The 23125-nt window shown below is 63.2% G+C and carries 27 protein-coding genes and 4 pseudogenes; 9 read left to right on the top strand and 22 right to left on the bottom strand.

The features are described from left to right. Positions 1-83: 83 nt before the first annotated feature. From OKW30_RS40090 to OKW30_RS40080, 3 genes are all read right to left on the bottom strand, one after another. Positions 84-323 carry a hypothetical protein gene (locus tag OKW30_RS40090; RefSeq protein WP_429349507.1) on the bottom strand — a complete coding sequence of 80 codons (240 nt, stop codon included), beginning with the start codon at positions 321-323 and terminating at the stop codon, positions 84-86. Between the two features lie 216 nt (positions 324-539). Then, entirely contained in the window at positions 540-992 is a 453-nt protein-coding gene (locus tag OKW30_RS40085; RefSeq protein ID WP_429349506.1) for a hypothetical protein, read from the bottom strand. Next, positions 989-1870 (bottom strand): F0F1 ATP synthase subunit gamma, encoded by an 882-nt coding sequence (locus tag OKW30_RS40080; protein ID WP_429349505.1) that lies wholly within the window; start codon positions 1868-1870, stop codon positions 989-991. The genes OKW30_RS40085 and OKW30_RS40080 overlap by 4 nt, the downstream gene beginning before the upstream one ends. Positions 1871-2145: 275 nt before the next feature. Here OKW30_RS40080 and OKW30_RS40075 point away from each other — a divergent pair, with 275 nt between their 5' ends. The 5 genes and pseudogenes from OKW30_RS40075 (at position 2146) to OKW30_RS40055 (ending at position 7859) form a co-directional block, all read left to right on the top strand. Continuing rightward, positions 2146-2757, top strand: a complete 612-nt coding sequence (locus OKW30_RS40075; protein ID WP_429349504.1) for a LemA family protein — start codon at positions 2146-2148, stop codon at positions 2755-2757. Positions 2758-2859: 102 nt separating this feature from the next. Continuing rightward, positions 2860-3535, top strand: a pseudogene (locus tag OKW30_RS40070) (universal stress protein); the annotation flags it as partial. A gap of 62 nt (positions 3536-3597) precedes the next feature. Then, complete coding sequence (locus OKW30_RS40065) at positions 3598-3999, top strand: universal stress protein (RefSeq protein WP_429349503.1); 402 nt, start codon at positions 3598-3600, stop codon at positions 3997-3999. Between the two features lie 358 nt (positions 4000-4357). Beyond that, positions 4358-5005, top strand: coding sequence for a response regulator (locus OKW30_RS40060; RefSeq protein WP_429349502.1), 648 nt, complete (start codon positions 4358-4360; stop codon positions 5003-5005). 427 nt (positions 5006-5432) lie between these two features. Next, positions 5433-7859 carry a filamentous hemagglutinin N-terminal domain-containing protein gene (locus OKW30_RS40055; protein WP_429349501.1) on the top strand — a complete coding sequence of 809 codons (2427 nt, stop codon included), beginning with the start codon at positions 5433-5435 and terminating at the stop codon, positions 7857-7859. Positions 7860-8077: 218 nt separating this feature from the next. Here the strand turns inward: OKW30_RS40055 and OKW30_RS40050 are convergent. The 7 genes and pseudogenes from OKW30_RS40050 to OKW30_RS40020 form a co-directional block, all read right to left on the bottom strand. Next, positions 8078-8456 (bottom strand): annotated as a pseudogene (locus OKW30_RS40050) (transposase); the annotation flags it as partial. 8 nt (positions 8457-8464) lie between these two features. After that, a pseudogene (locus tag OKW30_RS40045) lies at positions 8465-8992 on the bottom strand (IS110 family transposase); the annotation flags it as partial. Positions 8993-9109: 117 nt separating this feature from the next. Beyond that, positions 9110-9391: a hypothetical protein gene (locus OKW30_RS40040; protein ID WP_429349500.1), complete on the bottom strand. Its 282-nt coding sequence runs from the start codon at positions 9389-9391 to the stop codon at positions 9110-9112. A gap of 105 nt (positions 9392-9496) precedes the next feature. Further along, positions 9497-9838: a c-type cytochrome gene (locus tag OKW30_RS40035; RefSeq protein WP_429349499.1), complete on the bottom strand. Its 342-nt coding sequence runs from the start codon at positions 9836-9838 to the stop codon at positions 9497-9499. Between the two features lie 10 nt (positions 9839-9848). Then, on the bottom strand, positions 9849-11081 hold the full coding sequence (locus OKW30_RS40030) for a molybdopterin-dependent oxidoreductase (RefSeq protein ID WP_429349498.1): 1233 nt from the start codon (positions 11079-11081) through the stop codon (positions 9849-9851). Between the two features lie 57 nt (positions 11082-11138). Further along, positions 11139-11648 carry a DUF1269 domain-containing protein gene (locus OKW30_RS40025; RefSeq protein ID WP_184044460.1) on the bottom strand — a complete coding sequence of 170 codons (510 nt, stop codon included), beginning with the start codon at positions 11646-11648 and terminating at the stop codon, positions 11139-11141. 401 nt (positions 11649-12049) lie between these two features. Continuing rightward, positions 12050-12229, bottom strand: coding sequence for a hypothetical protein (locus OKW30_RS40020; RefSeq protein ID WP_429349497.1), 180 nt, complete (start codon positions 12227-12229; stop codon positions 12050-12052). A gap of 226 nt (positions 12230-12455) precedes the next feature. On the opposite strand from OKW30_RS40020, the gene OKW30_RS40015 reads away from it, so the two are divergent. Continuing rightward, positions 12456-12968: a hypothetical protein gene (locus tag OKW30_RS40015; RefSeq protein WP_429349496.1), complete on the top strand. Its 513-nt coding sequence runs from the start codon at positions 12456-12458 to the stop codon at positions 12966-12968. Between the two features lie 33 nt (positions 12969-13001). Here the strand turns inward: OKW30_RS40015 and OKW30_RS40010 are convergent, their stop codons facing one another. From OKW30_RS40010 to OKW30_RS39955, 12 genes and pseudogenes are all read right to left on the bottom strand, one after another. Then, on the bottom strand, positions 13002-13322 hold the full coding sequence (locus tag OKW30_RS40010) for a chaperone modulator CbpM (RefSeq protein ID WP_184037555.1): 321 nt from the start codon (positions 13320-13322) through the stop codon (positions 13002-13004). After that, positions 13319-14275 (bottom strand): DnaJ C-terminal domain-containing protein, encoded by a 957-nt coding sequence (locus tag OKW30_RS40005; protein ID WP_429349495.1) that lies wholly within the window; start codon positions 14273-14275, stop codon positions 13319-13321. Before OKW30_RS40005 ends, OKW30_RS40010 begins: the two co-directional genes overlap by 4 nt. A gap of 133 nt (positions 14276-14408) precedes the next feature. Next, positions 14409-15104 (bottom strand): CBS domain-containing protein, encoded by a 696-nt coding sequence (locus tag OKW30_RS40000; protein ID WP_429349494.1) that lies wholly within the window; start codon positions 15102-15104, stop codon positions 14409-14411. Between the two features lie 14 nt (positions 15105-15118). Then, positions 15119-15397, bottom strand: coding sequence for a UDP-glucose 4-epimerase (locus OKW30_RS39995; protein ID WP_090804916.1), 279 nt, complete (start codon positions 15395-15397; stop codon positions 15119-15121). A gap of 75 nt (positions 15398-15472) precedes the next feature. Further along, a complete protein-coding gene (locus OKW30_RS39990; RefSeq protein ID WP_429349493.1) occupies positions 15473-16123 on the bottom strand; it encodes a BON domain-containing protein in 651 nt (216 codons plus the stop codon). Between the two features lie 74 nt (positions 16124-16197). Then, positions 16198-16629, bottom strand: coding sequence for an Hsp20/alpha crystallin family protein (locus OKW30_RS39985; protein WP_429349627.1), 432 nt, complete (start codon positions 16627-16629; stop codon positions 16198-16200). Between the two features lie 88 nt (positions 16630-16717). Next, complete coding sequence (locus OKW30_RS39980; RefSeq protein ID WP_429349492.1) at positions 16718-16867, bottom strand: hypothetical protein; 150 nt, start codon at positions 16865-16867, stop codon at positions 16718-16720. A gap of 2 nt (positions 16868-16869) precedes the next feature. Beyond that, positions 16870-17261 (bottom strand): annotated as a pseudogene (locus OKW30_RS39975) (alcohol dehydrogenase catalytic domain-containing protein); the annotation flags it as partial. Positions 17262-17390: 129 nt separating this feature from the next. Beyond that, positions 17391-18137, bottom strand: coding sequence for a beta-ketoacyl-ACP reductase (locus OKW30_RS39970; protein WP_429349491.1), 747 nt, complete (start codon positions 18135-18137; stop codon positions 17391-17393). Next, positions 18127-18654: a hypothetical protein gene (locus OKW30_RS39965; RefSeq protein ID WP_429349490.1), complete on the bottom strand. Its 528-nt coding sequence runs from the start codon at positions 18652-18654 to the stop codon at positions 18127-18129. Before OKW30_RS39965 ends, OKW30_RS39970 begins: the two co-directional genes overlap by 11 nt. A gap of 175 nt (positions 18655-18829) precedes the next feature. After that, positions 18830-19288 (bottom strand): universal stress protein, encoded by a 459-nt coding sequence (locus OKW30_RS39960; protein WP_429349489.1) that lies wholly within the window; start codon positions 19286-19288, stop codon positions 18830-18832. Between the two features lie 57 nt (positions 19289-19345). Then, positions 19346-19825, bottom strand: coding sequence for a hypothetical protein (locus OKW30_RS39955; RefSeq protein ID WP_429349488.1), 480 nt, complete (start codon positions 19823-19825; stop codon positions 19346-19348). A 5-nt stretch (positions 19826-19830) separates the two neighbouring features. Between OKW30_RS39955 and OKW30_RS39950 the strand changes: the two genes are divergently transcribed. The 3 genes from OKW30_RS39950 to OKW30_RS39940 are packed head-to-tail and all read left to right on the top strand — an operon-like array spanning position 19831 to position 23119. Beyond that, positions 19831-20181 (top strand): hypothetical protein, encoded by a 351-nt coding sequence (locus OKW30_RS39950; protein WP_429349487.1) that lies wholly within the window; start codon positions 19831-19833, stop codon positions 20179-20181. Continuing rightward, positions 20168-21805 carry an oleate hydratase gene (locus OKW30_RS39945; RefSeq protein WP_429349486.1) on the top strand — a complete coding sequence of 546 codons (1638 nt, stop codon included), beginning with the start codon at positions 20168-20170 and terminating at the stop codon, positions 21803-21805. The genes OKW30_RS39950 and OKW30_RS39945 overlap by 14 nt, the downstream gene beginning before the upstream one ends. Positions 21806-21817: 12 nt before the next feature. After that, positions 21818-23119 carry an NRAMP family divalent metal transporter gene (locus OKW30_RS39940; protein WP_429349485.1) on the top strand — a complete coding sequence of 434 codons (1302 nt, stop codon included), beginning with the start codon at positions 21818-21820 and terminating at the stop codon, positions 23117-23119. Positions 23120-23125: the final 6 nt, after the last annotated feature.

The following is a 23125-nucleotide window of genomic DNA, read 5'->3' as shown; positions in this document are numbered from 1 at the left end:
TGGTCATTGACCTGAGTCAAGCGCGATGAAGAGCGGTGCAAGCGGTCATTGGTCCGCGCGCGTCACCGAATACCTATCGGCGCTTAAAACCGTGCGCTCATCGCAGGTACCTGTTCATCGGGCGGGAACACATCCCACGAACCGGTGCCGTGCCGGAAAAAAACGATCGTCAGGGGTCTTGAAGAAATCGCGCCTTCGAACCGGACATAACGCGCCCGCGTGATCGCCATGCGGCCGGTGCGCACGACATGCGCGGGTGTCGCGCGGGTTGGCGCAAGCCATTTCTCGACCAGTGCCCGCAGCGGATTGACAGTGTCGTTCATTGCCTACTCCTCAGTCTCGCCGACGTGGACGCCGTGCAATGCGGCGTGCCGTCGAATCTATTATTGGCAACGAACCGCGTTATCTAAATCAGCGACGGCGGAAACGCGGGTAGTCCGTCGAGACCGATCGTAGGAATCGGCTGACCCTCGATGAACGATCGGACGACAGCTTCACCTTGGCGCGGACTGATATGCACTCGTGCACGGCGGCCTGCGTCATCTCGCCGAGCGCATCCATGCGCGAAACTCGCCTTCGACCGCGACGATTGCATCCGCGCAGGTCGAATACAGCAGGCTCGCTTTGCCGTCGGTGTCGTACATACCGCGGCACATCGCTTTCAGCTGGATCAGCGTGTTACCTTCGTCCGTGTGCTCCTTCAGCGCCGCGAGATACACGAAGCCGAACGAATGCGGTCGCGCGGTTTCGATCTGTGTGTCGTCAGCGCGAACGATCCGGCTCGCCGAATGCGTGGCGACGAACGCGCGTGCGCGCGCCCACGCCGCCTCGCAATCGTCCTGGGCTTCGCAACGCACGGCGGCCTGCTGGCGCGCCTCAAACAGCGCGACCTCCTCGCGACGGAAGGCCGCTTCGCGCGCGGCGCTCGAGCAACCGGCGATCAGCACCGGACCGAGCATCGACACACAGAGCCAGCACGCGGCGCGCTTCATGACTGCCCCTGTGCCGACGGAGTCATCGGCGCGCAGGCGCCCGTCGCGGCCAGTTCGGCGATTTCGGCGGTGATCTCGTCCTGCCGAACGATCCGGTAGTCGCGCGTGAGTTCCTGCAGCCGGTCCTTCACATGACGGCTCGCCGCCAGCATCGCCGCGACGCGCGCGGCGCTTTCCGCCGCGAACGACTGCATCAGGCCTTCGCATAGTTCGAGGTACATGTAGCGCTCGGTGAGGCCCCTCAGCAAGTCGTCGAGCGGCAGGTTCAGAAGCGGTGCCTGCCCGCGCGACGCCACCCTGAAGCGCGTGAAATCGAACGGCACGAGCCGCCGCGTCACGATGCGCTCGTCGAGTCCGGGGCCCGGCGTCGCGTGCACGAGCCACACCTGCGACGACGCGTGATCGCGAAAGCGCGCGAATACCGCGTCCGCGAGCCGACCGGCCACGCGCATCACGTCTTCCGCGTGCACGGCCATTCCGACGGACCAGCCGTAGCGCAATGCGCGTTCCTGCGCGAGCATCATGCCGCGCGCGCCGACGATGAAAATCTCGCCCGGCTCATCCGCCTTCAGTCGTTCGACGCGCGCGAGCAGATGCTCGTTGAAGCCGCCGACGAAACCCTGCTCGGTGCACAGCACGATGATGATGCGCGCGGCGTGTTCCGGCGGCGCGGATGCCGCCGGGTTGGCCGACGGCGCCGCCGCCAGCACCATGCCGATCGCCTCGCCGACGGTCGCCGCCGCCGAGCGAATGCCCGCGAGTCGCGCCTGCGCCTCGCGCTCGCGCGCGGCGGCGATGCCGCGCATCGCGCCGATCACCGTGTCGAGCTGTCTTGCCGAGGTAATGCGGCGCTCGATCTCACTGAGTTTGCTGCTCATCGCGGCTCCAATCTGCTTGCGTCGCGTCCGCCCACGGCGCTCGCGTCGCGCACTCCACGATCGGTTCTGGAATCCCCACGATAGCGGTACGCCGCGCATGAAATCTGATCCTGATCAAACCTCGCAAGCGACACCGGCCGGGGACACGCGCCGAGACCCGCGTCGCGATGCCGAACCGCGCTTTATTGACGACGATCAAGCCGAACCTGCGCGGGGCGCTTACGCTGGCGATGCACACGGCCACGGCCACGTAATCACCCCGCAGCGAGGACGACATGAGAGCAGCTCTGATCGTTTCGATTCTGTTTGCGCTGCTTTGCATGTCCGGATGCGGGACCGATCCGGCGCCGGCTACCGATCACGAACTCGCCGCGGCGTTCGCCGACGTGCTGGACCTGTACGACGCACGCCTCGACCTGACAGCGCAGGCGCTCACGCTCGCGCGCGGGTATCTGCCGCCCGATGCGCCGGTGCTCGCGAAAGTGGCAAGGTCACGCGCGGCCGTCGCGGATCTGCATGCATCGCCCGCGCTGCTCGATTCGCCGGCTTCTTTTGAACACTTCGATGTCGCGCAACGCGATCTGACCGACGCGATTTCGCAACTGCTGATCGCCTGCGAGGGTGTCCACCGTCTGAGCGCGAGCCCGCCGTTTCACGCGCTGCAGTCGCGGCTCGCCTCGTCGGCCGGCCGGATCACCTTCGCGCGCGAGCGCTACGACGAAGCGGCACGGCGCTACAACGCGGCGCGTCACGGCTTGCCTTTGCACCTTGCGGATGTCATGCATCCGCAGCGCGACAAGCCGACTTTCACGGTGCCGGACCCGACGCCTGTCCACCGTCATCCACGCACCGACTTCGGCGCGTTGCGCGGTTCGCTGCGGGTTTAGCGCGCTTGATCTGCGTCAACAGCCGCGCTTACCCGGCCCTTGGACTCGATCTCAGCACGGGCTGCCGCCCGTCTCTCCATGTTCTGCCACGGAGCACCGGCGATGAGCTACAAAAGCATTCTCGTTCACCTCGATACGAGCGCGCGTGCGCATCTGCGCCTCGAGATCGCTACAGCTCGCGCACCGTTTTCACGCGCGGCTGACCGGCCTGTTCTCGAGCTACGTGCCGCCGCGCCACGCGTTCTTCGTGATTGCCGGCACGGCCGACTATTCCGCGGAGCACGAGCGCCAGCGCCATGAGCACGCTAGCGCGCTTGAGCGGCTGTTTCATGCGGAACTCGCGCGCGCGAAAATCGACGGTCAGTGGATCGCCACGGACGGCTACGCGAACGACGTCGTGCCGCCGGGCCGGCACGTGCTGATCGCGTGGGACGGCAGCCGGGAAGCAACCCGCGCGATCCACGATGCGCTGCCGTACCTCGCGCATGCCGCGAAAGTGTCCCTGCTGACAGTCCATTCCCCCACCGATCAACCGCCGCGCGACCGGCTTCCGGGCGCGGACATCGCGCTCACCGTCGCGCGTCATGGCGTGAAGATCGACCTGCGCGAGCTGAGCGTCGAATCCGACACACCGGTGGGAGACGCGCTGCTGTCGCAGGCGGACGAGCTTGGCTGCGACATGATCGTGATGGGCACGCACGGGCGCCGCGGCTTCCGGCGGCTGGTGCTCGGCAGCGTCGCCGAGCGCAGTGCCAGTTGTCCGGTCCTGCTGATTCCGGCCAGCGCGAACGGCGCGACCGCCGACCCGACTGCCCCGGCCCTCGCCGAAAAGGAGCTGACATGCGTTACAGGACTCTGCTCGTTCACATCGACGATAGCCGCCGCTGCGACCCCCTCGTCGCGATCGCGCTCGATCTGGCGCAACGTTGGGATGCGCACCTGATCGGCCTGTACGTGATGAGCCAGGATCTCGCGAGACCGCTGTTCGGCACGGACGACGACTTCGTTGCCCAGCTCGCCACGCAGGCAGAGGTGCGGCTGCAAAGGGCTCGGGATGCGTTTTTCGCCGCAGCCGAACGCGCCGGCACGGGCGCGACGCTGCTGAACCGGGTATCGGATCTGCACGCCGATCTGCTCGTGCTGGGCGCATACGCGCATTCGCGCGCGTGCGAGCGCGTGTGGGGCGGCGTGACCCGGACAATGCTCGAATCGATGACCGTGCCCGTCCTGACGGGACATTGAGCGGCCGCCGAGCGTTGAACCCGCCAAAACGTCGAAAGCGCGCAAAATAAGAACACGGCCGCGCCGACTTCACACGCGCGGTGAATAACGTCGCCCGCCGCGCGGAAGCGAGCAGGGTCGAACTGACGCTGCACCCAAGCGACACGCGCTGTCTGCCGCGGATAGTCGATAATGGATACGGAGTCAGCCGCGAGGCAGTCGAAGGCATCCGTCACCACAAGCCGTTTGGCCTGATCGGCGTGCGCGAGCGCGCGCACATGCCTAGCGGCTCGGTTCGGAGCAATACAGCACAAAGCGCGGGCTTCGCGATTTCGATTACATTTTCCTTTCAATCGATGCAACAGGAAGATATCGACCCATGATCCAGGTGTTGCTGGCTGACGACCACACGCTCGTGCGCGACGGGTTGCGTCATATCCTGCAGCAAGCGAGCGGCTTCGAGGTGGCCGGCGAAGCGTGCGACAGCGCGACGACGATCGCGCTGATTCGCGCGGCGCACGCGCACGTGCTCGTGCTCGATCTGTCGATGCCGGGACGCAATGGCATCGATCTGATCAAACAGATCAAGGACGAAAAACCCGACCTGCGAATTCTCGTGCTAACCATGCACGCCGAGCAGCAATACGCGGTGCGCGCATTCAAGGCGGGGGCGTCCGGCTACCTGACCAAGGAAAGCGCGAGCGCGGAGTTGGTCGGCGCGGTGACGAAGGTCGCGTCCGGCGGCGTCTATGTCAGCCTCGCGATGGCCGAACGCTTTGCCCAGAACCTGAACGAGCCTGCCGACGCGCTGCCGCACCAGCGGCTGTCCGATCGCGAATTCGAGGTATTCCGGCGCATCGTCGCGGGCCAGAATATCACCGAGATCGCCAACGAACTATGCGTCAGCGTGAAGACGATCAGCACGCACAAGACGCGCATCCTCGACAAAATGCAGATGCCGAACGAGAACGGGCTCGTTCGCTATGCGATCCGCCACAAACTCTTCGACGACGAAACCGACCTGTAGCGCTTTACCGCCCCTTCCTCGCGCTTGTCTCCCGCCCCTAAGAATCTTGCTACGACGAATGCCGTAACTCCTGGCCCCGCTTAAAGTGCCGCTGAGACAGTTTTGAGATGCCGTCGCCAATACTGGTCGACATGGGCCTGTGTGTTTTCGACACGACATCGGAATTCGAACTCGCCTGTCGCACCATCGCAACCGTTGCGAATGCTCGTCGTGCGCATCCTGCGCGTATACCCGGCCGCATGCTGCCAATTTTGCAATGCTCGATACCGTGCAGCAAAGCCAGACAAGCCGGGACATCATGACATTTACTGGCATAGAGCGGTCACGATAACTACAATCCTGATGATGGATACGCCACGGTGCACGCGACTCCGGTCGGATTGTGGGGATGTTGGCGTCCATTCCGCTCTACGCGGAAGGGGGATGTATGGCACTTTCGTCCCTACCACGTCCGGTGACGAGCCAGCAGTCGCCCAGACGCATCCGGCTCCTCATCGGCATCTCGCTCGCTGGATTGTCCTTTGCGCACGCGGCGTTTGCTGGCGGCGTCCTTCCGCAAGGCGGTCACTACATTGCCGGCGCGGGAACCATAGCAGGCAAGGGCGCCGCGCTCGTCGTCACGCAGCCGGGCTCAACCCACGGCGTGATCGACTGGAACAGCTTTTCGATCGGCAAGGGCAACACTGTCACTTTCGACAACGGTTCTGGCGCAACGCTCAATCGCGTGACGGCCAGCGCGCCTTCGGCGATTCTCGGCAGCCTGAATGCGACAGGCAGCGTGTATTTGATCAATCCGCAAGGCATCCTCGTGGGGTCGTCGGGCGTTGTTAGCACGGGCGGACGTTTCGTCGCGTCCACCCTGGATATCTGCAACGACGCCTTCATCAACGGCGGTGATGCACTGACGCTGTCGGGCAAGTCGGACGCGAGCGTGATCAACCTCGGCAGGATCAGTTCCAGCGGCGGCGATGTGTTCCTGATCGCGCGTCAGGCAGTCATCAACGCGGGCACGGTAAAGGCGCCCAGCGGCACGGTGGAACTGGCGGCTGGCGAGACGGTGCTGTTGCAGGACTCGGCCAGCAGCAGGCAGGTGTTCGTGCAGGCAGGCAGTCACGGCACCGTCCTCAACGAGGGGCGCATCAAGGCCGCGCAGGTCAGTCTTCAGGCTGCCGATGGCAACGTCTATGCGCTCGCAGGCAGCGGCACCCGGATCCGCGCGACGGGCACGGCCACCCGGGATGGCCACGTCTGGTTGATCGCGGACAGCGGCCTCGTCAGGCAGCAAGGCAGGATCGCGGCAACGAATGCCGACGGCAGCGGCGGAACGGTCGACACGCAGGCGGCGCAGCTGGCGTTCGGCAGGCACGCAGCCGTTCGCGCCGGCCAGTGGAATCTTTCAACGCCCGCTTTTACGATCGATGACGCTGCGGCACGGACGTTGCAGCGCAGCCTGAGCGCGGGCACCTCGGTCGATGTCACGACCACGGGTGGCAACGGCGCAACGGGCGACCTCGGCATCGCTTCGAGCCTGCGCTGGCAGGGTCCGGCTTCGCTCACGCTCGCGGCGTACCACAATGTGTCGGTCACGGGTGGCACGACGATCGCGAACGACGGCGCGGGCAATCTGACCTTGCGTGCCGACGCATACGGCATCGACAATGGCGGCAGTGTCACCAACCTTGGCGCGCTGGACTGGTCGAAAAGCACGGGCGCCTTCAGTGCTTTGTACGACATGAACGGCACGTACGGCGCCGGCACGCAACTTACCAATATGGCATGGACACCGGCTCCCTACAGCGGGCTGCTGACGCAAAGCACCGCGTACAAGCTCGTCAATTCCCTTACCGATCTGAAGAGCGTCGCGAGCGACCTCGCCGGCAACTACGCGCTCGGCAAGGATATCAATGCGAGCGCAACCAGCGACGGATCATATGCGCCTCTCGGCAACAGCGTCACGCCGTTCATGGGGCAATTCGACGGACAAGCGCATACAGTCAGTTCGCTGACGCTGCAACCGTGGGAGCCTGCCGACCAAAACAGTCCGCAATTGATGGGGATGTTCGGCGTCATCGGCAGCAAAGGTGTCGTGCGAAACCTGAACGTGCAAGGCACTGGGGTTTTCGCGGAGCCCTACAACGCCCCTTACGGCTTCATGGGCATGCTGGCGGGTATGAACAGCGGGACCGTTGTAGGCGTCAACGCGTCTGGCAATCTCAATAGCAACGCAACTGCCTTCGGACTGGACGCTACGGTAGCCGGTGGCCTCTTGGGAGCTAACGCCGGCACGGTCCTGCGTTCTTCCAGCAGTGTCTCGGTGATTGCGGGCAATGTATTGGGTGGCCTCGTGGGCGCGAATAGCGGCCTGATCACCCAATCGTTCTCGAGTGGTTCGGTTGAATCGCTGAGCTACGGCAACCAGGGCGCAGGGGGCCTCGTCGGCTACAACACGGGTGTGATCAACCAGTCCTATTCGACGAGCCCAACGCTGCTCAGAGGTTACTGCCGCGGCCCTAGCTATACGCCGTGCGGCGGTGCTGGACTTGTCATCGTCAACGAAGGGACAATCAGTCAGTCGTTTGCGACGGGCCCGGTCACGCAGCCGTTCTATCAGCCCATCGGAATTGCACGAACAAATAACGGCACCATCACGAACGACGTCTATTGGGACAAGAATACGACGACAGCTGCGGTCGGCGTCGTGTACGGCACGCCGATACCAGCTTCGAATGGCCTCACGACCGCTCAAATGAGCACGCCCGCATCCTTTGTATCTTATGACTTCAGTCCGACGGGCGTATGGGCGATGCCGAATGGAGCGACGCATCCCGTTCTGCGCTGGCAGCTTGGCCAGTGACGGAGTTGAGACGCTGTAACGATAGTTTTGCCGCGGGACCGGCAACCATGGGTTTTTCACCCAATGACTCCGGGGTCTCTTAGTACTACAGCGGTAGATACGCCGGAGGCACGCCGCCGCGTCGCCGGTAGTGGCATTGCTGGGCGCGGTATTGATGTCGACGCCGCCAGATTGACCACGAGACATCACATGCTCAATGGAGTGGAGCGTTCGCGATATCAGTCGACACAGTAGCCGGCGGATCTCCTGAACGCTGAACGGCAGTGAACCTTCAGCTGTTTTTTTTTGGCCTGTGCCCTCAGGGCAGCAAGCACCGCGTGCGCCGGCAATGCCAGTGTGATGTGCTGGTACCAGCCCTGCAAGCGACGAACCTCGTATTGATCAAGGCCGCATTCGCCCTTGGCCACATCAAATCCGACTTCGATTTCCCATCGCCTGCCGGCGACGTTGACCAGCGTCTGACGGGTAACCTTGCTGCGGGGAGCACAGACGACGTAATACGCGTGCTCGCGGGTCTCATCGCGACTGCGCCGCACCAGCAGGTAATGGCCAAACGCTCCCCGCGGCGCTCAGTTGCAGGCGCCATAACGGCGTGAGTACCGACCATCAGCCTTCTTCCACTCGCGTATGCGCCGTTCGATCTCGGCTATCTGCTTGTCGAGCTTCGCCACCTCATTCCACTGGTCACGTAGCGTATCGATCGGCACTGCGGGTAGTCGCTCGGCGACTCGTTCGAGCACCGCTGGTATCTCTCTGTCCAGTTTCGCTCGACCTCTGCTCATCACCTCACCGTATTCGGTCAGCAACCCGCGCAATCCATTTATCTGCACAGTGCGGAACTTCACCAGTTGTTCGCGCATCCGGTGCAGTCCCATCATCGCCTGTTGCACTTCCGACTTCACTGCCACCGATTTGCTCGGTTGCTGAACCGCTAGCCAGATAGCGCGGGCGTCTGCCGCGTCGATCTTGTCGCGAATGTTGAATGCCTTCACGAATTCGGCAGGCATCAGTTTCACCTCGTGTCCCATCTTCATCAGCTGCCGCGCCCAGTGATGCGCACCGCCACACGCCTCCATTCCGATCAGGCACGGAGCCCGGTTGGCAAAGTGCTCAAGGAACCTCACCCTCGGAAGACTATGTATTTACCACCTTGACCACCCTGATGCCGTTGTCTGCACCGCTTGAGCTCCTTCGCGATCAGCGTTTCGTCGGCAAGCACAGTCTGGTACCCGGTCAGAAACGTGCGGTACTCAGCGGCGCGCGATCGAATCGCCTAACTTTTCGTCGTGCTCAGCGGCGTCAGATAGAAAGAACTCTCTTCTCGCCTCCTCGATAACACGCCGGACGTAGGCGTCGTGCCCAGCGTGACCTATCGATTCCATATTCCAGTTGCGCGTCTCGGCATCTACCGCGTGGACCTTCGGCAGCGGGACTGGTATTTCCACCCGGTCTTCACCTGCTGGTTTGTCCTGATGGATGCGCCTACGCACTTCTTCACGGATTTGTTCGGCCGTAAGTACTTTCTTTGCCATTTGCTGCTCCGGGGAAAGTTTGGAAAGCCGCGGTGGCAGGCACAATGCCGACAGCGGGTTGTGGTGATTAATGCTCTTACTATCGCGTATCCGACGCGCAAGGATTCAAGGCTTCCCGTTGATCGCCGTCAGATATCGTGCGATCTGATCAACCTCATCGGCAGCCAGCGGCGCACCGTAGACCGCACGCATCTTGGTCACCTCCGCTTTCCACTCCTGAAACGACAATGGCGGTTGCCGGGTGACCATTCCGGCTGAATGGCAAATCACGCATTGCGCGTTCGCGAGGTTCGAACCAACGCCCGGCGGGAAAGTCAGGCTGCCATTGGGCAGCGTGACGTCGACGGTCCGGATTACGGCGGCGCCTCCAGGCTTGTCCGGCCCGGCCATGGCAGACGCGCTCACACAACTCGCCCATACGAGCAGCACTGCAGCAGACGCTTTCATGTTCGCCTCCTCACGCGACGACCACAGTTGCCGATTCGACGACATTGCGCATATAGCCGCCGCTGTTCCAGTTCGGTGTGTCCGGCTGCTCAACGCCGTTCTCGTTGACCGCCTTCACCTTCAACACAAACTGGCCGGCGTAATGGGGCGTGAACTGCGCATCCCAGCGGCGGAAGCTGTATTTTCCATAGCTTTTTTCAAGGCGCGCCGGCATCCATGAACCGCCCCCGTCGGAGGAAAACATGACCCGCTGCACACCCGCGTCGCCACCGAATGCGATTCCCCTGACCGTCTGCGTCCGCATCACCGGGAGCACGGAACCGTCGCCGAGGTTCGTGAAGAACGATCTTGGCACCATCCGGTTGATGGGCACCGTCTTGACGCCAGTCTGTCCGGGTTCGACATTCGCGTGAGGTGTGTCGGGAATCTGGTACGCCTTGGCCATCCAGAAATTCTCGTCCGGCCGGTCGATGACCTCGATGTCGTTCAGCATCTTCATCCAGTATGTCGAATACCAACCGGGCACCACGAGCCGCAACGGGAACCCGTTCAGAAACGGCAACGCCTGGCCGTTCATCGCGAACGCCACGATCACTTCGCCGTCGCGGGCATGGTCGACAGTGAGCGTTTTGATGAAGTCGGGCGTGGCCGCGATCACCCCTGTGTCGAGCCCATTGAAACGAACCTGAACGGCGCCCGCCTTAACCCCTGCCCGATCCAGAATATCCTTGAGCCGCACGCCGGTCCACACGGCGTTGCCCATCGCGCCGTTGCCCCACTCTCCGCCGGCGACACGCGGTTTGAAGAAACCGCGAGAGTTGCCTGCGCACTGATTCACGGCAGCCACTTCGACGTGAGCAAAGCCATTCATGATTTCGCTGACGCTCAGGCTAAGTTCGCGGCCGACCAGTCCCCGCACCACCAGTCGGAAGGCGCCGCCGTCGACCCGGGTCGGAATGCCGGCCAGATGCCAACGCACGAAAAACCGGTCATTTGGGGTGAACACGCCTTCGTCGAATACGGAAAACGGCGTTTCGAGCAAAGGCGGGCGGCTTCGCAAGAGCAGCATCTCACCCTTATGCGGAAACCCACTCGTCAACTCTCGCAGACCGTTCGCGAACGGCAGCGTCACTGCATTGGCAGCCCACGAGCGGCGTACCCAACCGCCACCCATGCCTATCAGGCCGCCTGCCGCCAAGGCATGAACGAACTGTCGGCGTTTCGTCCCGTATTCGTCTCTCATTGTGGTCTCCTGTGCACGCCTATCGGCTTCTTTACGTCCCTATCGGGTCTGCGGAAATTAAGGAAACGCAGGTATGGTCGGATCCGTGCCCTCGACATCCGCCTCCGGATGGTGATTCTTGACCAGCAGTTCAATTTCTTCAGCGCGGTCGGTCCTGACGTCGACCATCATCAGCAATTCACCTTTCGCGACCGCGTCTTCGAAGCGCTTCAGACGAGTGTTGGGCACGTCGACGCCGATCATCGTCGCAGTCCACGCTCCAAATCCTGCACTCGCCAATGTCATCAAGACCACGGCGCCGCCGGCAATGGTGAGTCCGGCCGGAGGAAAGGCCATCGCGACGAGGCCGGCGAGCATGCCGGTAACGCCACCCGCTGCGGTCCCCCGCGCGAGCGCGGGAAGCAGGTCGCTGCGCTGCGCAAGCGTCGCTGCGGGCAAGTCTTCGAGAGGTACATCGGGGCGGGCCAGCACGTGGATATGCCGCCATTCGACGCGCTTGAGAAGGAGTTCGTCGATGATCCCTTTTGCGCTCTCGACGTTGGGCAACAGGAAATAGATGCGCCTCATCTCGTGCCTCCTGTAGGGAATACCCGGAACCCCGGCCGGGTCACCCATGACTGTGCGCCACCCAACCCGCGCGATGTGCATGGAAATTCTGTCATTCAATATAGTCTCAATTCCGACTGACTTCCTTCGTCGCACCGATCAGACTGAGCCGATCCGGCTGGCATCCTCGGAGAGCGTCATCGCGGACGACCAGCGCGCACTACGGAGCGTCGACGCGGTTCACATCGGGAAGCCACGGGAGCATTCAACATCGCCGCAACTACGGCACGCCCCTTTTGGCGTCATATCGCCGCCTGTCGACCTGAGCCGGCAACCTCGGCCACCACGCGCTCAACGGCCCACGCCGCCGCGGCAGCGACTTCCGGCGTAATGGACGCACCGCCCGTCAAAGCACGCGCCTTCTATCGCGAGATGACCATGTCGCGCGGCGCAAGCCCGAGCACACGGGCAAGTCCGATCACCTCTGCAAAGCCGATGTCATGGCTCGACGCAAACGAGATGTCCCGCGCCAGTTCGTCCGTGGCGAGATCGATCCGCTGGATACGGCCGGGCGACGATGGCTGGACACGCTCTGCCGCCATGTCGCTCGTCTACAAGCCGCGCCGATAAATCCGAAGCGGTAATGGACCAGCCAGCGCAGCACACGGGCAGCGAACATTTCGGCCAGATTGATTTGCATCAAATGCGGCGGCGGACACGTCACTAAGCTTGGTGGTGATGCCCGTCAGATTGGCGGCCATACTGATCCTGGACAACATCGTCCGGGCGGCTCGTTAGGGTGTTCGCATATTTCAGATGGAGTTCGCCATGTCCCACAATGCCGACGAAGTCGCTTATCTGCTAGACCGCGGGGCCTCGCTTGACGCCGCCGCGCGGGCATTGTCGGTAGCGCTGGAGGCGCCCTGCCATGAGCCCCGCTTCACCCTCAAAGGTATCGTGTACAAGGCGTTAGGCAACAAGCCCGGCTTTACCGTCGCCCTCCACGGCTTCACCTTGCTGCCCGTATATGAACACGTGCTGGACCGGTCTGGCGACAGTCCCGATCTCTTTGCAAGGATTCAACTGTGCTTGCCAGGCGACGGCACGAAACCGGGTAAAGTTCTGATCAGCCTGCTCGTAGCGGACACCGGCGACTACTCGGACGATGGCACATCCAGTTTGGCCTACAGCACCTACGACCCTACCGGCCGACCCAGCGACCTCTGTCGCTACAGACTCTCGCTTGCCATTGCCGAGGCAGTACAGGCCTCCTTGCCGGTGCTATCTCCCAGCGACGCGTCAGCGCGGCCGGCGAAAGACGACGCACTGCGCGTAGCCTGACGCAACGCCGCAGCACACATCGCGCACCAGCGTCTAACCAACACGAGGACGATTGACACGCGCGCGCAGCGCGTCGATTTCGTCGAGCAGATCGAGGGCGAGCGCGATGCCAGGCGGGTTGATCTGAAGATCGCGTGCGAGCCGCTGTGCGGTCCGTACGCGCCGAAACGCCGCACCACTGAAACGCCATTCCTGCGGTTGATCCCCCTTGGGTTCGAACACGCCTTCGGAGACCCAAAGCCTCAATTCCTCTTCCGATGCCCCGCTCGCCCGACTTAATTCGACGAGCGTAAACTCGACACTCTCGTCGACAACCTGTCCTTGCAGGCAGGTCGTCGTCCTGGTCTCTTTCACGATGATCCTCCATAAAAGTGCGCGCGCGGATCGAAGTTGAAGGCCCGTTGCATCGATTCGTAAGCGGCCTTCGCCGTTTCGCTGTCCGCCGGCGGCAGAACGATGTTCAGTATCACGTAGAGATCGCCAGGCGGGTCGGCGGGGATCCCCTTGCCTCTGAGTCTCAGCCGTCGGCCGCCGGCGGAACCCCGCGGTATTGTCATCTCGACCATACCATCCGGCGTCGGCACCGCGATCTTCGCGCCCAGCGCGGCTTCCCACGGCGCGACCGGCAATTCGAGCGATACGTCGCGGCCGTCGACGCGAAAGCGTGGATGTTCGCGAAACCCGATTTCCAGGTAGAGGTCGCCAGCGTCCGCGGGCGTGGCACCCGCGCCGCCCTGGGCGCCGAGCCGAAGATGCTGGCCCGCCCGTATCCCTTTCGGAATCGATATGTCGAGCGTGCGCGATTCCAGTGCGACATGGCCTTGCGCATCGATCACCGGCACTTGCAGCGAAATCGAACGCTGCGCGCCGCGATACGCGTCTTCGAGATCGATCAGCACTTTCGCGTGATGATCTTCGCCTCGCACGTTGAACGCCCTGGGCCCCGCATGCGCATGCGCGCCGCGTGCGCCGCCGAACATCGACTCGAAGAATTCATGGAAGTCGGTCTGCGCACCCGGCTGACTGCCCGCGCCGCGGAATTCGAAGCCTTCGTCCCAGTTAGGCGGCGGCTGAAAATCCTGACCGTCGCGCCATTTGTCGCCCATGCGATCGTAGGCCGCGCGCTTCTCGGGGTCCTTGAGCACCTCGTACGCCTCGCCCAACTCCTTGAAGCGGTCTTCCGCATCGTCATGCTTGCTGACGTCAGGATGATATTTGCGCGCGAGCTTACGATACGAACGCTTGATGTCTTCCTGAGAAGCGCTGCGTTCGAGACTCAGGATCTCGTAATAGTCCCTGTATTTCATTTTGGAGGCTGACCGATGAGGAACGGGGGCGGCAATATGGGTCCAACGCGCCAGTGGCGGCGCCCGATTCACTTTATACCAATCCGGACAGCCCGGCAGAGCCGCGGCGGCTCTCTCGCCGACGGCCGGCCGTTCAAATACCCGGCATGACCGGATACGGCTCCGTATGGTCGTCGACGCCCTTCACGCCGGGGATGCTCTCGGCTGCCACGCGAACCGCCTGGATGGACTCCGCCGAGTGGAAGACGCCCCAGAGATGGATCACGCCGTCGCTCACGACGATGTTGCGTCCTGCGAATGCCCACTTGTGGCCGGCCAACTCGCCCATCAACATCGCACGAATCTCCCGGTCCGTGACGTCGGCGCCGGCGTCGCGCGCAGGCTCCTCCGGGAGACTGGCCAATGCCTGAATCAGATTGGCTCGGCTGATAATGCCGCTCATCTTGCCGGCCCTGGTCACGGGCACGCGTTTGATATGCTGCGTTTCGAGAAGTGTGGCGACGTTGCTGATCGGCGTGTCTTCGTCCACGGAGACGACCTCGGGCGACATCACGTCTTCGACTTTCAGTCCATGCGACTTCACATAGTTGCCAGCGTCGTCGCTCGCGGAGAACAGGTCGAGCCATGATGAACGCACGGGTTTATCGGTGTCGAGCTCAACGCGTCGAAGCAGATCGCCTTCGCTGATCATGCCGACGATAGCGTCGGCCGCATCGACTACCGGCGCGCCACTGATTCTCTTTTCCACGAACATCCTCGCGACTTCGCGCACGGTCATGTCGGGCCTGACGGATACCACGTTACGGGTCATTATGTCGAAAGCACGCATGGCAAGTCTCCTGACTATTGCGTTGAGTGTGGTTTGAGTTGAGCTTGGTCTGCCGCCTGAAGCGACAACGTCTTTGACATCTTCAGTTGCATCCACACCATCCCCTCGCGCAGCCCGGCGAGCACGGCTTCGCGTTCGCTCGGAAGTACGCTGCTGTGCGTGAACTCGTGGGTGAAGACGCCTTCCGGTGTCGTGTGACTGAGCTGTATCGAGCAGTTGAAACCGCCCGCCGTCGGATGCGTCACGACCGATACCGACCAATGGCCGTCGCCAACTTTTCCGGAAAGCGTCATGAGTCGCTCCTGATGTTTCACCCAGATGAAGTGACGCGGGCGCACGCAAATGCGCGCCGGCCGCCACGCCGCAAGCTAGCCCACGGTCAGATTGTCGATGACCGCATGCACGCCCGGCGCCGACCACGCGGCCCCGCGCACAGCCGAGCGCTCCGCCGCCGAATCGAGCTTGCCCGTCAACGTCACGGTGCCTTCGTGTGCCTTGATCGCGATATGCTTCGCTTCACGGTCCGTGTGACGCTGCAGGGCCTGGCTGATTTGCTCGCCGATATCCTGCGCGGCCGCGTCGCTAACGATACGGATCACGTTCGATACGCCCGTCACGCCACGCATATGCGAAATGGTGCGGGTCGCGACATGACTCTGATAGGCATTGTCGACTTCGCCGCTTAGTGTCACCCAGCCCTTTTCGACCTGCACCTTGACCGACTCTTCGCTCAGCCCGACGGTCCAGCGCAGGATCGTGCGAACGGCTTTGGCGATGTCTTCGTCGGCGCGCACATCCGTATGCAGCAGGCGAACATCCATTTCCACGACCACGGCCTTCACGCCCGCGACACGTTGCGCCGCCTTTTCCGCCGCGACTTTTTCCGCGTAGCTGACCGGGTGGCCGGACAGCGTGACGACGCGGTCGCATACTTCGACGCCGATGTCCGTGACGCTGACGGCCGGATCCCAAGCCAGCTCTTCTTCGACCTGCTGCTGTAATTCCATGTCTGACTTCATTGCCTGCTCCTTGTTGGCATGCAAGGGTTGCCGCTGCGCCGGGACGTACAGCGGTGCGCCCGGCGCCGCGCCAATCAGTTGATCGGCAGGCGTTTGCGCGCGGAGGCCGCTTTCTTGGGCAGCGTCAGCGACAGCACGCCGTCCTTGTACTGCGCCGTTGCAGTGGCTTCATCGATCTCGCTCTGCAGCGAGATCGAACGGCTGACGGCGCCCGAATAGCGTTCGCGACGAACCACGCGTTCGCCCTCCTTCAGCTCCTGCTTACGCTCGACCTTGGCGCTGATCGATACGAGATTGCTGTCGATCTTCACGTCGATATCGTCTTTCTCGACGCCGGGCAGTTCGGCTTTCACGGTGTACTGGGTATCGCTCTCCGTCACATCGATCTTGATATCGGCAAGCGGCGCCTCCCCGCCCGCGCCACCGCGCAGTGGGCGGAACAGGCCCTGAAAGAGATCCGACATGGGTTCGATTGCAAACGGGTCAAAACGGGTCAAGTTGCTCATCGTGTTACTCCTTGGATCATCCATTACGGTCATGGATAGGGGGCTGGGTTAATGGCGCGGGTGCGCATGCGTCCGCGCAACGCGCCGGTCAGGACACTTCAATAATCACTTTCAGCGCATGCGTGTCCGCGGCACGGCTGCAGGTATCGTAGGCACCGGCCACGTCTTCGAGCTTGAAGCGGTGCGTAATCAGCCGCGCGGGATCGATGCGACCCGCTCGGACCGTCTTTAGCAGCATCGGCTCGTCTCGACGTGCGCAATGCGCACGTACTCGGCCTGGGTGCCATCAATCTTGTTGCCCAGAACCCAGCCGCCCGTGGTGCAATGCGAATACATGCCGCGCCGGCAGTAGTCGCACTTGCCGCACGACGAAATGCACGAAACCAGCACCCGATCACCGGTTTGAACGACGACACCGCCGCGCCGATCTGCTGCACGATGCCGACCCCTTCGTGGCCGAGAATGCGCCCCGGCTCGCAACTCGGAACGTCGCCTTTGAGAATGTGCAGATCGGTGCCACAAATCGTAGTGCGCGTCATTTTGACGATCGCATCGGTGGGCGCGGCGAGTTCTGGAATGGGCCTTTCCTTGAGCGATTTTTTGCCGGGACCGTGATAGACGAGCGCCTTCATGTGCTACCTCCGTTGAGGGAAACTGGCCTGCCATACGACCGACTTTAGGCCGTCTCGTGCCACATGGATTGACATGTATCAAGCGATAGTCGTCGGTCGCCGCCCGCTGGAAACGTTCGCCGCCCCGCTTCACCCCATATGCATCCCACCGTTGATGGCGAAGTTTGCGCCGGTGACGAAACCCGCGTCGTCCGAACAGAGGAACGCCACTAGCGCGGCCACTTCGTCGGGTTGCCCGAGGCGGCCCACCGGAATCTGCGGCAAGATCTTCGTCTCCATCACATCCTTCGGCACGGCCGCGGTCATCGCGGTCGCGAGGTAACCGGGCGAGACGGTGTTGACCGTCACGCCATGTTTCGCAACCTCCAGCGCCAGCGACATCGTGAAGCCATGAATCCCCGCTTTCGCCGCCGCGTAGTTGGTCTGGCCGAAGGCGCCGCGCGCGCCGTTCACCGAGCCGATATTCACGATGCGCCCGAAGCGTTGCGCGACCATCCCGCCGAGCAACGGCTTGGTCATATTGAACAGCGAGTCGAGATCGGTGCGTAGTACCGCATCCCAGTCGTCCTGGTTCATTTTCGCAAAGCTCGAATCGCGCGTGATGCCGGCATTGTTGACGAGAACGTCGACCGTGCCGAATTCGTCGAGCACGCGTTCTGCGCAATGCGCGCACGAATCGAAACGGGTCACGTCGGCTTCGTAGGCATGAAAACGGCGGCCGGCGTCGCGCTCGCGCACCAGCCAGGTGGCGACGTGATCGTTGCGTTCCGAATGCGACATGGCGACCACCATGCCGGCGTCGTGAAGACGACGGCTAATGGCGGCGCCGAGTCCGCCCATGCCGCCGGTGATGAAGGCAACGCGCTTAGCCGACATGCTGTTCTGCCGGTGGCGCAAAGCGGCGTGCCGTCGCGGGAGGCGTCGCCGAATCCGTGCGCCGACCGAATGGCGCGCCGCAGTCCAGCGCGTTCCTGACCGTCTGTTCGAAGCGCCGCATCCAGTCCTGCAGCGGCAGCGCCGCGAGATTCATGCCGGCGCCCTGCTGCCAGTTGCCGGTCCATGCGGCCTGCCATCCGGCGAGCGCGTCGCGCATGTCGTCGCTGCACGCGGTTTGGTGCCGGGCCACCGAAACGAGCCCCTGTTGCCAGAGATTCGTGGTAGCCGCCATGTAGTCGCGCAGCATCGTCTGATAGCCTGCCGCGAGTTCGCTCCAGTCGTGCGCGCCGGTTGCCGCGTCGCGCGTCGCATTCAACGCGGCAAGATCGCGCTTGATGCGCAACATCTCGAACTCGCAGGCTTGCCGGCGGTATTCGTGTCCGCAACCGAGCATCCGCAATGCGAGTCCCAGGTTCGCACGATACAGATTCAGGGGCGTGGTGGAGTCAGTTGCCATGAGGGTCCTCAAGTCGCTTTGGTGGGGATGCAGGCGGGCCCGCAATTCACACTGCCGGTCAGCGCAACACAGCAGACAGTTCAATGTAGGCCCGGGCGTCGAAGTGCGGTTGACCTGCATCAACGCACGCCAGTGTGCTGCAGTCCCGCACATGGCGCGCCTGTCAGGACGATGCTCAGGCGTCGGCGGCGCTTTCCCGAACCAGCAGCACGGGGCACGGCGAATGCCGCACGAAACGCTCGGCGACGCTGCCGAGCACCATGCGCCGCATGCCGCGCCGGCCATGCGTACCCATCACCACCAGATCCGCGCCGCGCCGCTCGACACAGCGTGCGATGCAACTCGCGATGTCTTCGGCGATGCCCTGGGTTTCGATGATTTCAGAATCGCCGGCCACGTCGAGGACTTCCATTTTCGCGAGTGCGTCGTCCAGCAGGCTTCGTCCGACCTGGCGCTCGGCATCGGTCAACAGATGCGGGTCGCACGCGCCCGCGTAGGTAAAGGCCGCCGACTGGTCGATCGCATACACTGCGGTCAGCTTCGCATGCGCCAGCTTGGCCATGCGGGTAGCCTCACTAACCGCGCGTTTCGACGCCTCGCTGCCATCCACGGCAACCAGAATGTTTTGGTACATGACTTTCTCCTCGTAGGGCATTAAAAAGCGCTGCCGTCGCACGACTCGTTGCGATGATCAGGACCGGCTACGCACCGGATTGCACGCCAGTTGCTCCTCGGCGGAATTGAATGCCGCCTGGATCGCTACTTCCGCGTTGGCGTCGACACAACGTCTGATCGGGACGAGTTCGCCGCTGCGCATGATCAGGTCGAGCCGGGCCTCGAACAGCCGACCGCGCGCATCGCCTGGCGGCACGTTGGCCCGATGGTCAGGAAGCGCGGCATGGACGGATTCGATCACCAGATCACAACCCGCGATGAACCTGCTGAACCGCTCCAGGCGCACCAGTTGCGAAGCCGCCTCAGCTTCGATTTGCGACGTCCCGGCAAAGCCGAGATAGACGATTTGCATGCCGACTCCCATGTGCCCTCTCCCAGGCGTCCAGCGTTTTCGCGCGGGTTCCGTAGCGAATTCGCCCGCCGCGGTGGCGGGGGTGAGTTGACGAGACGCAACCGGCGGGATGATTGGATCATCGGCTGGGACGGTTTGAGCCACTTGACTTGCGTCAAGACATCGAGGGGATGCCGGCCTTTTCTGATCGGACCATCGTTTTTGCTGGTCGGCGCGGCGCTGCCGCTGTGGGGACCACTGCGGGCATTCGCGCCGATGCGCCGGGCGATGGCCGCGATCAACGCCGCGGTGGTCGCAGCGCCGCCCGCGTCGCCTTTGCGAATCAACCTGAGTTCGACGCCCGCCCGAGCGCGCCGCCGCGATCGTTGCTTGATCCAACTCAATCGGACCACCCAAGCCTCGCGTATGTTGGAACAACGCCCGCTCTGCGCGGCAGGGCGGTCCGGCTGCAGTTCGATTGCAGCGAACCTCGACAGGGGAAACAACGTGCAAAATTCTGATCCGATTCACGCACATGCGCCGCGCGCCGACGTCGACCGTGACGGCCATGCCGCAGAGAACGGCAAGTTCTATCTTGTCGGCGGCGGCATCGCTTCGCTGGCGGCCGCTGCCTTCCTGATCCGCGACGGCCACGTGCGCGGCTGCGACATCACCATTTTCGAAGCGCTCGACAAGCTGGGCGGCAGCCTGGATGGTGCGGGCAATCCCGAAAGCGGCTATGTCGCGCGCGGCGGGCGCATGCTCGAACGCAAGTATCTGTGCACATATGACCTCTTCTCGTCGATCCCCACACTGGACGGCACCAAAAGCGTGACGCAGGAAATCTTCGACTGGAACGAAACCATGCGAACCTCGTCGCGAGCGCGGCTCGTGCGCGAAGGCAAACGCGAAGACGCGCCGGCCTACGGGCTCGATGAAAAGCATCTGGTCACGCTCGGCCGCCTGTCGATCGAACCGGAAGCGATGCTCGGCGCTAGCCGGATTGCCGATCACTTCGACACGTCCTTCTTCGAAACCAATTTCTGGCTGATGTGGTGCACGACGTTCGCGTTCCAGCCGTGGCATAGCGCGGTCGAATTCCGCCGCTATCTGTTGCGTTTCGCGCATATGTCCACCGGTTTCAACCAGTTGCACGGCATCATGCGCACGGTCTATAACCAGTACGATTCGATGATCCGGCCGCTGCGCCGCTGGCTCGACGACCACGGCGTGGCATTCCGGCAGGACACCCGGGTCACCGATCTTCGCTTCGACGAAACGGGCCCACTGAACCGGGTCAGCGCAATAGTGGGCGAAACGGCGCACGGGCGCTTCGATCTGCCGGTCGATCCCGCCGACAAGGTGATCGTCACGCTCGGCTCGATGACGGCCGCCTCCAGCCTGGGAGGCATGGACCGTCCCGCGCCGCTGGATACGGTCGACGCAACGGGGGCCTGGAGCCTGTGGAAAAACATCGCCGCGGGCCGGCCGGAATTCGGTCATCCGTCCATCTTCGCCGATCATGTCGACGCGTCGAAGTGGCTCTCCTTGACGGTGACGCTGCGCGACCCGACGCTGTTCCGGCTGATCCGCGATCTGACCGGCAATGTGCCCGGCGAAGGCGGCCTGATTACTTTTCCGGAGTCGAACTGGCTCGTGTCGATCGTGCTGCCGCATCAGCCGCATTTCATCGGTCAGCCGGCGGACGTGCAGGTGTTCTGGGGGTACGGCTTGCGAGTCAATCAGCCCGGCGATTTCGTCGACAAGCCGATGCAGGCCTGCACCGGCCGCGAAATCCTCACGGAGATCGTGGGTCATCTGAAGATGCAGTCGGAGTCGGCCCGAATCCTCGAGCACGCGGTTTGCATTCCCTGCATGATGCCGTTCATCACGAGCCAGTTCCTGCCGCGCCGGCGCGGCGACCGGCCTGCCGTGGTACCTGACGAATGGCGCAATCTCGCCTTCATCGGGCAGTTCTGCGAGTTGCCCGACGACGTCGTGTTCACCGTCGAATACTCGGTGCGCTCGGCGCAGAACGCGGTGTATGCACTGCTCGGGCTCGATCGGGCCGCACCGGCTGTCTACAAGGGGCAGCATGACCCGCGGATCGTCTACAAGGCATTCGCGACGCTGCGGGACCATTAGCGAGGTGATCTAGTGGAAGTCGACAGTTTGCGGCATACCAAAAGCCTGCGGACGCTGCTCGCGCGTCTGAAGGAGCATCCGCTGGCCCATGTCGGTCCGGGCCTCATCACGGGCGTCGCCGATGACGATCCGAGCGGCATCGCCACCTATTCGCAGGCTGGCGCGCAGTTCGGCCTGAACATGCTGTGGACGATGCCGCTCGCCTTTCCGTTGATGGCCGCGGTCCAGTCAATGTGCGCGAACCTCGGCCGGGTGACCGGCAAAGGGCTCGCCGCCAACATCAAGAGCGCGTTCCCACCTGTCGTGCTGATGGGCGTCGTCTCGTTGCTGCTGGTCGCGAACGTGCTGAACATCGCAGCCGATGTCGCCGCGATGGGCGAAGTGGCGGAACTGGTGAGCGGCGTCGACCGGCACCTGATGACGGCCTGCTTCGTGTTCGGCACGCTGCTGCTGCAGGTTTTCGTTCCGTACCATCGGTACGTGTTCTTTCTGAAGTGGCTGACGGTCTCGCTGCTCGCCTATGCCGTCGTGCTGTTGACCGTTCAGGTGCCCTGGCGCGAAGTGGCCTGGCGCATGCTGTGGCCGCATCTGACGCTGAACGGCAACGCGGCGGCGATGGTCGTCGGCGTGTTCGGCACCACCATCAGCCCCTACCTCTTTTTCTGGCAGGCATCCGAAGAAGTGGAAGACATGCACGCTCATCGCGGCGGTGTCGCGCTCATCCTGGATGCCGGCGCGGCGCCCCGGGAGCTTGAGCGGATCCGCTGGGACACATGGTCCGGCATGTTCTATTCCGACCTCACCGCCTTTTTCATCATGCTGGCGACCGCCGTCACGCTGCACGCGGCCGGCGTGACCGATATCACCACAGCGGCGCAGGCGGCGAGCGCGTTGCGCCCGCTCGCCGGCGACTTCGCTTACATCCTGTTCGCGGCGGGCATTCTCGGCGTCGGCCTGATCGGCGTGCCGGTGCTGGCGGGTTCAGGCGCGTATGCACTATCCGAAGCGATGGGCTGGCATGAGGGGCTCGAGCGCAAGGTGCGCGACGCGCGCGGCTTCTACGCGATCATCGCCGTCAGCGTGCTGGCGGCGCTCGCGATCCAGTATTCGCCGATCAGTCCGATGAAGGCGCTGTTCTGGAGCGCGGTCATCAACGGCGTGGTGGCGGTGCCGTTACTGGTGGTCGTCATGATTCTCGTGTCGAGGAAATCGGTGATGGGCGCGTTCACGGCCAGCAAACCGCTGATCGTGCTCGGCTCGATCGCCACCCTGGTGATGGGCGTGGCCGCGCTGCTGATGTTTATTCCCGAATAAGAGAAA

Origin of the sequence: Paraburkholderia sp. Clong3 (assembly GCF_050436485.1) — a bacterium.
In the GTDB taxonomy this organism is placed as follows: Bacteria; Pseudomonadota; Gammaproteobacteria; order Burkholderiales; family Burkholderiaceae; genus Paraburkholderia; species Paraburkholderia tuberum.
The sequence above is the reverse complement of the archived record's forward strand: the minus strand, read 5'-3'. Positions and strand labels throughout refer to the sequence as shown.

Coding starts and splice junctions, on each gene's coding strand:
- OKW30_RS40090 (WP_429349507.1), bottom strand. CDS start 323: ATGAACGACACTGTCAATCCGCTGCGGGCACTGGTCGAGAAATGGCTT.
- OKW30_RS40085 (WP_429349506.1), bottom strand. CDS start 992: ATGAAGCGCGCCGCGTGCTGGCTCTGTGTGTCGATGCTCGGTCCGGTG.
- OKW30_RS40080 (WP_429349505.1), bottom strand. CDS start 1,870: ATGAGCAGCAAACTCAGTGAGATCGAGCGCCGCATTACCTCGGCAAGA.
- OKW30_RS40075 (WP_429349504.1), top strand. CDS start 2,146: ATGAGAGCAGCTCTGATCGTTTCGATTCTGTTTGCGCTGCTTTGCATG.
- OKW30_RS40065 (WP_429349503.1), top strand. CDS start 3,598: ATGCGTTACAGGACTCTGCTCGTTCACATCGACGATAGCCGCCGCTGC.
- OKW30_RS40060 (WP_429349502.1), top strand. CDS start 4,358: ATGATCCAGGTGTTGCTGGCTGACGACCACACGCTCGTGCGCGACGGG.
- OKW30_RS40055 (WP_429349501.1), top strand. CDS start 5,433: ATGGCACTTTCGTCCCTACCACGTCCGGTGACGAGCCAGCAGTCGCCC.
- OKW30_RS40040 (WP_429349500.1), bottom strand. CDS start 9,391: ATGGCAAAGAAAGTACTTACGGCCGAACAAATCCGTGAAGAAGTGCGT.
- OKW30_RS40035 (WP_429349499.1), bottom strand. CDS start 9,838: ATGAAAGCGTCTGCTGCAGTGCTGCTCGTATGGGCGAGTTGTGTGAGC.
- OKW30_RS40030 (WP_429349498.1), bottom strand. CDS start 11,081: ATGAGAGACGAATACGGGACGAAACGCCGACAGTTCGTTCATGCCTTG.
- OKW30_RS40025 (WP_184044460.1), bottom strand. CDS start 11,648: ATGAGGCGCATCTATTTCCTGTTGCCCAACGTCGAGAGCGCAAAAGGG.
- OKW30_RS40020 (WP_429349497.1), bottom strand. CDS start 12,229: ATGGCGGCAGAGCGTGTCCAGCCATCGTCGCCCGGCCGTATCCAGCGG.
- OKW30_RS40015 (WP_429349496.1), top strand. CDS start 12,456: ATGTCCCACAATGCCGACGAAGTCGCTTATCTGCTAGACCGCGGGGCC.
- OKW30_RS40005 (WP_429349495.1), bottom strand. CDS start 14,275: ATGAAATACAGGGACTATTACGAGATCCTGAGTCTCGAACGCAGCGCT.
- OKW30_RS40000 (WP_429349494.1), bottom strand. CDS start 15,104: ATGCGTGCTTTCGACATAATGACCCGTAACGTGGTATCCGTCAGGCCC.
- OKW30_RS39995 (WP_090804916.1), bottom strand. CDS start 15,397: ATGACGCTTTCCGGAAAAGTTGGCGACGGCCATTGGTCGGTATCGGTC.
- OKW30_RS39990 (WP_429349493.1), bottom strand. CDS start 16,123: ATGAAGTCAGACATGGAATTACAGCAGCAGGTCGAAGAAGAGCTGGCT.
- OKW30_RS39985 (WP_429349627.1), bottom strand. CDS start 16,629: ATGAGCAACTTGACCCGTTTTGACCCGTTTGCAATCGAACCCATGTCG.
- OKW30_RS39980 (WP_429349492.1), bottom strand. CDS start 16,867: ATGCTGCTAAAGACGGTCCGAGCGGGTCGCATCGATCCCGCGCGGCTG.
- OKW30_RS39970 (WP_429349491.1), bottom strand. CDS start 18,137: ATGTCGGCTAAGCGCGTTGCCTTCATCACCGGCGGCATGGGCGGACTC.
- OKW30_RS39965 (WP_429349490.1), bottom strand. CDS start 18,654: ATGGCAACTGACTCCACCACGCCCCTGAATCTGTATCGTGCGAACCTG.
- OKW30_RS39960 (WP_429349489.1), bottom strand. CDS start 19,288: ATGTACCAAAACATTCTGGTTGCCGTGGATGGCAGCGAGGCGTCGAAA.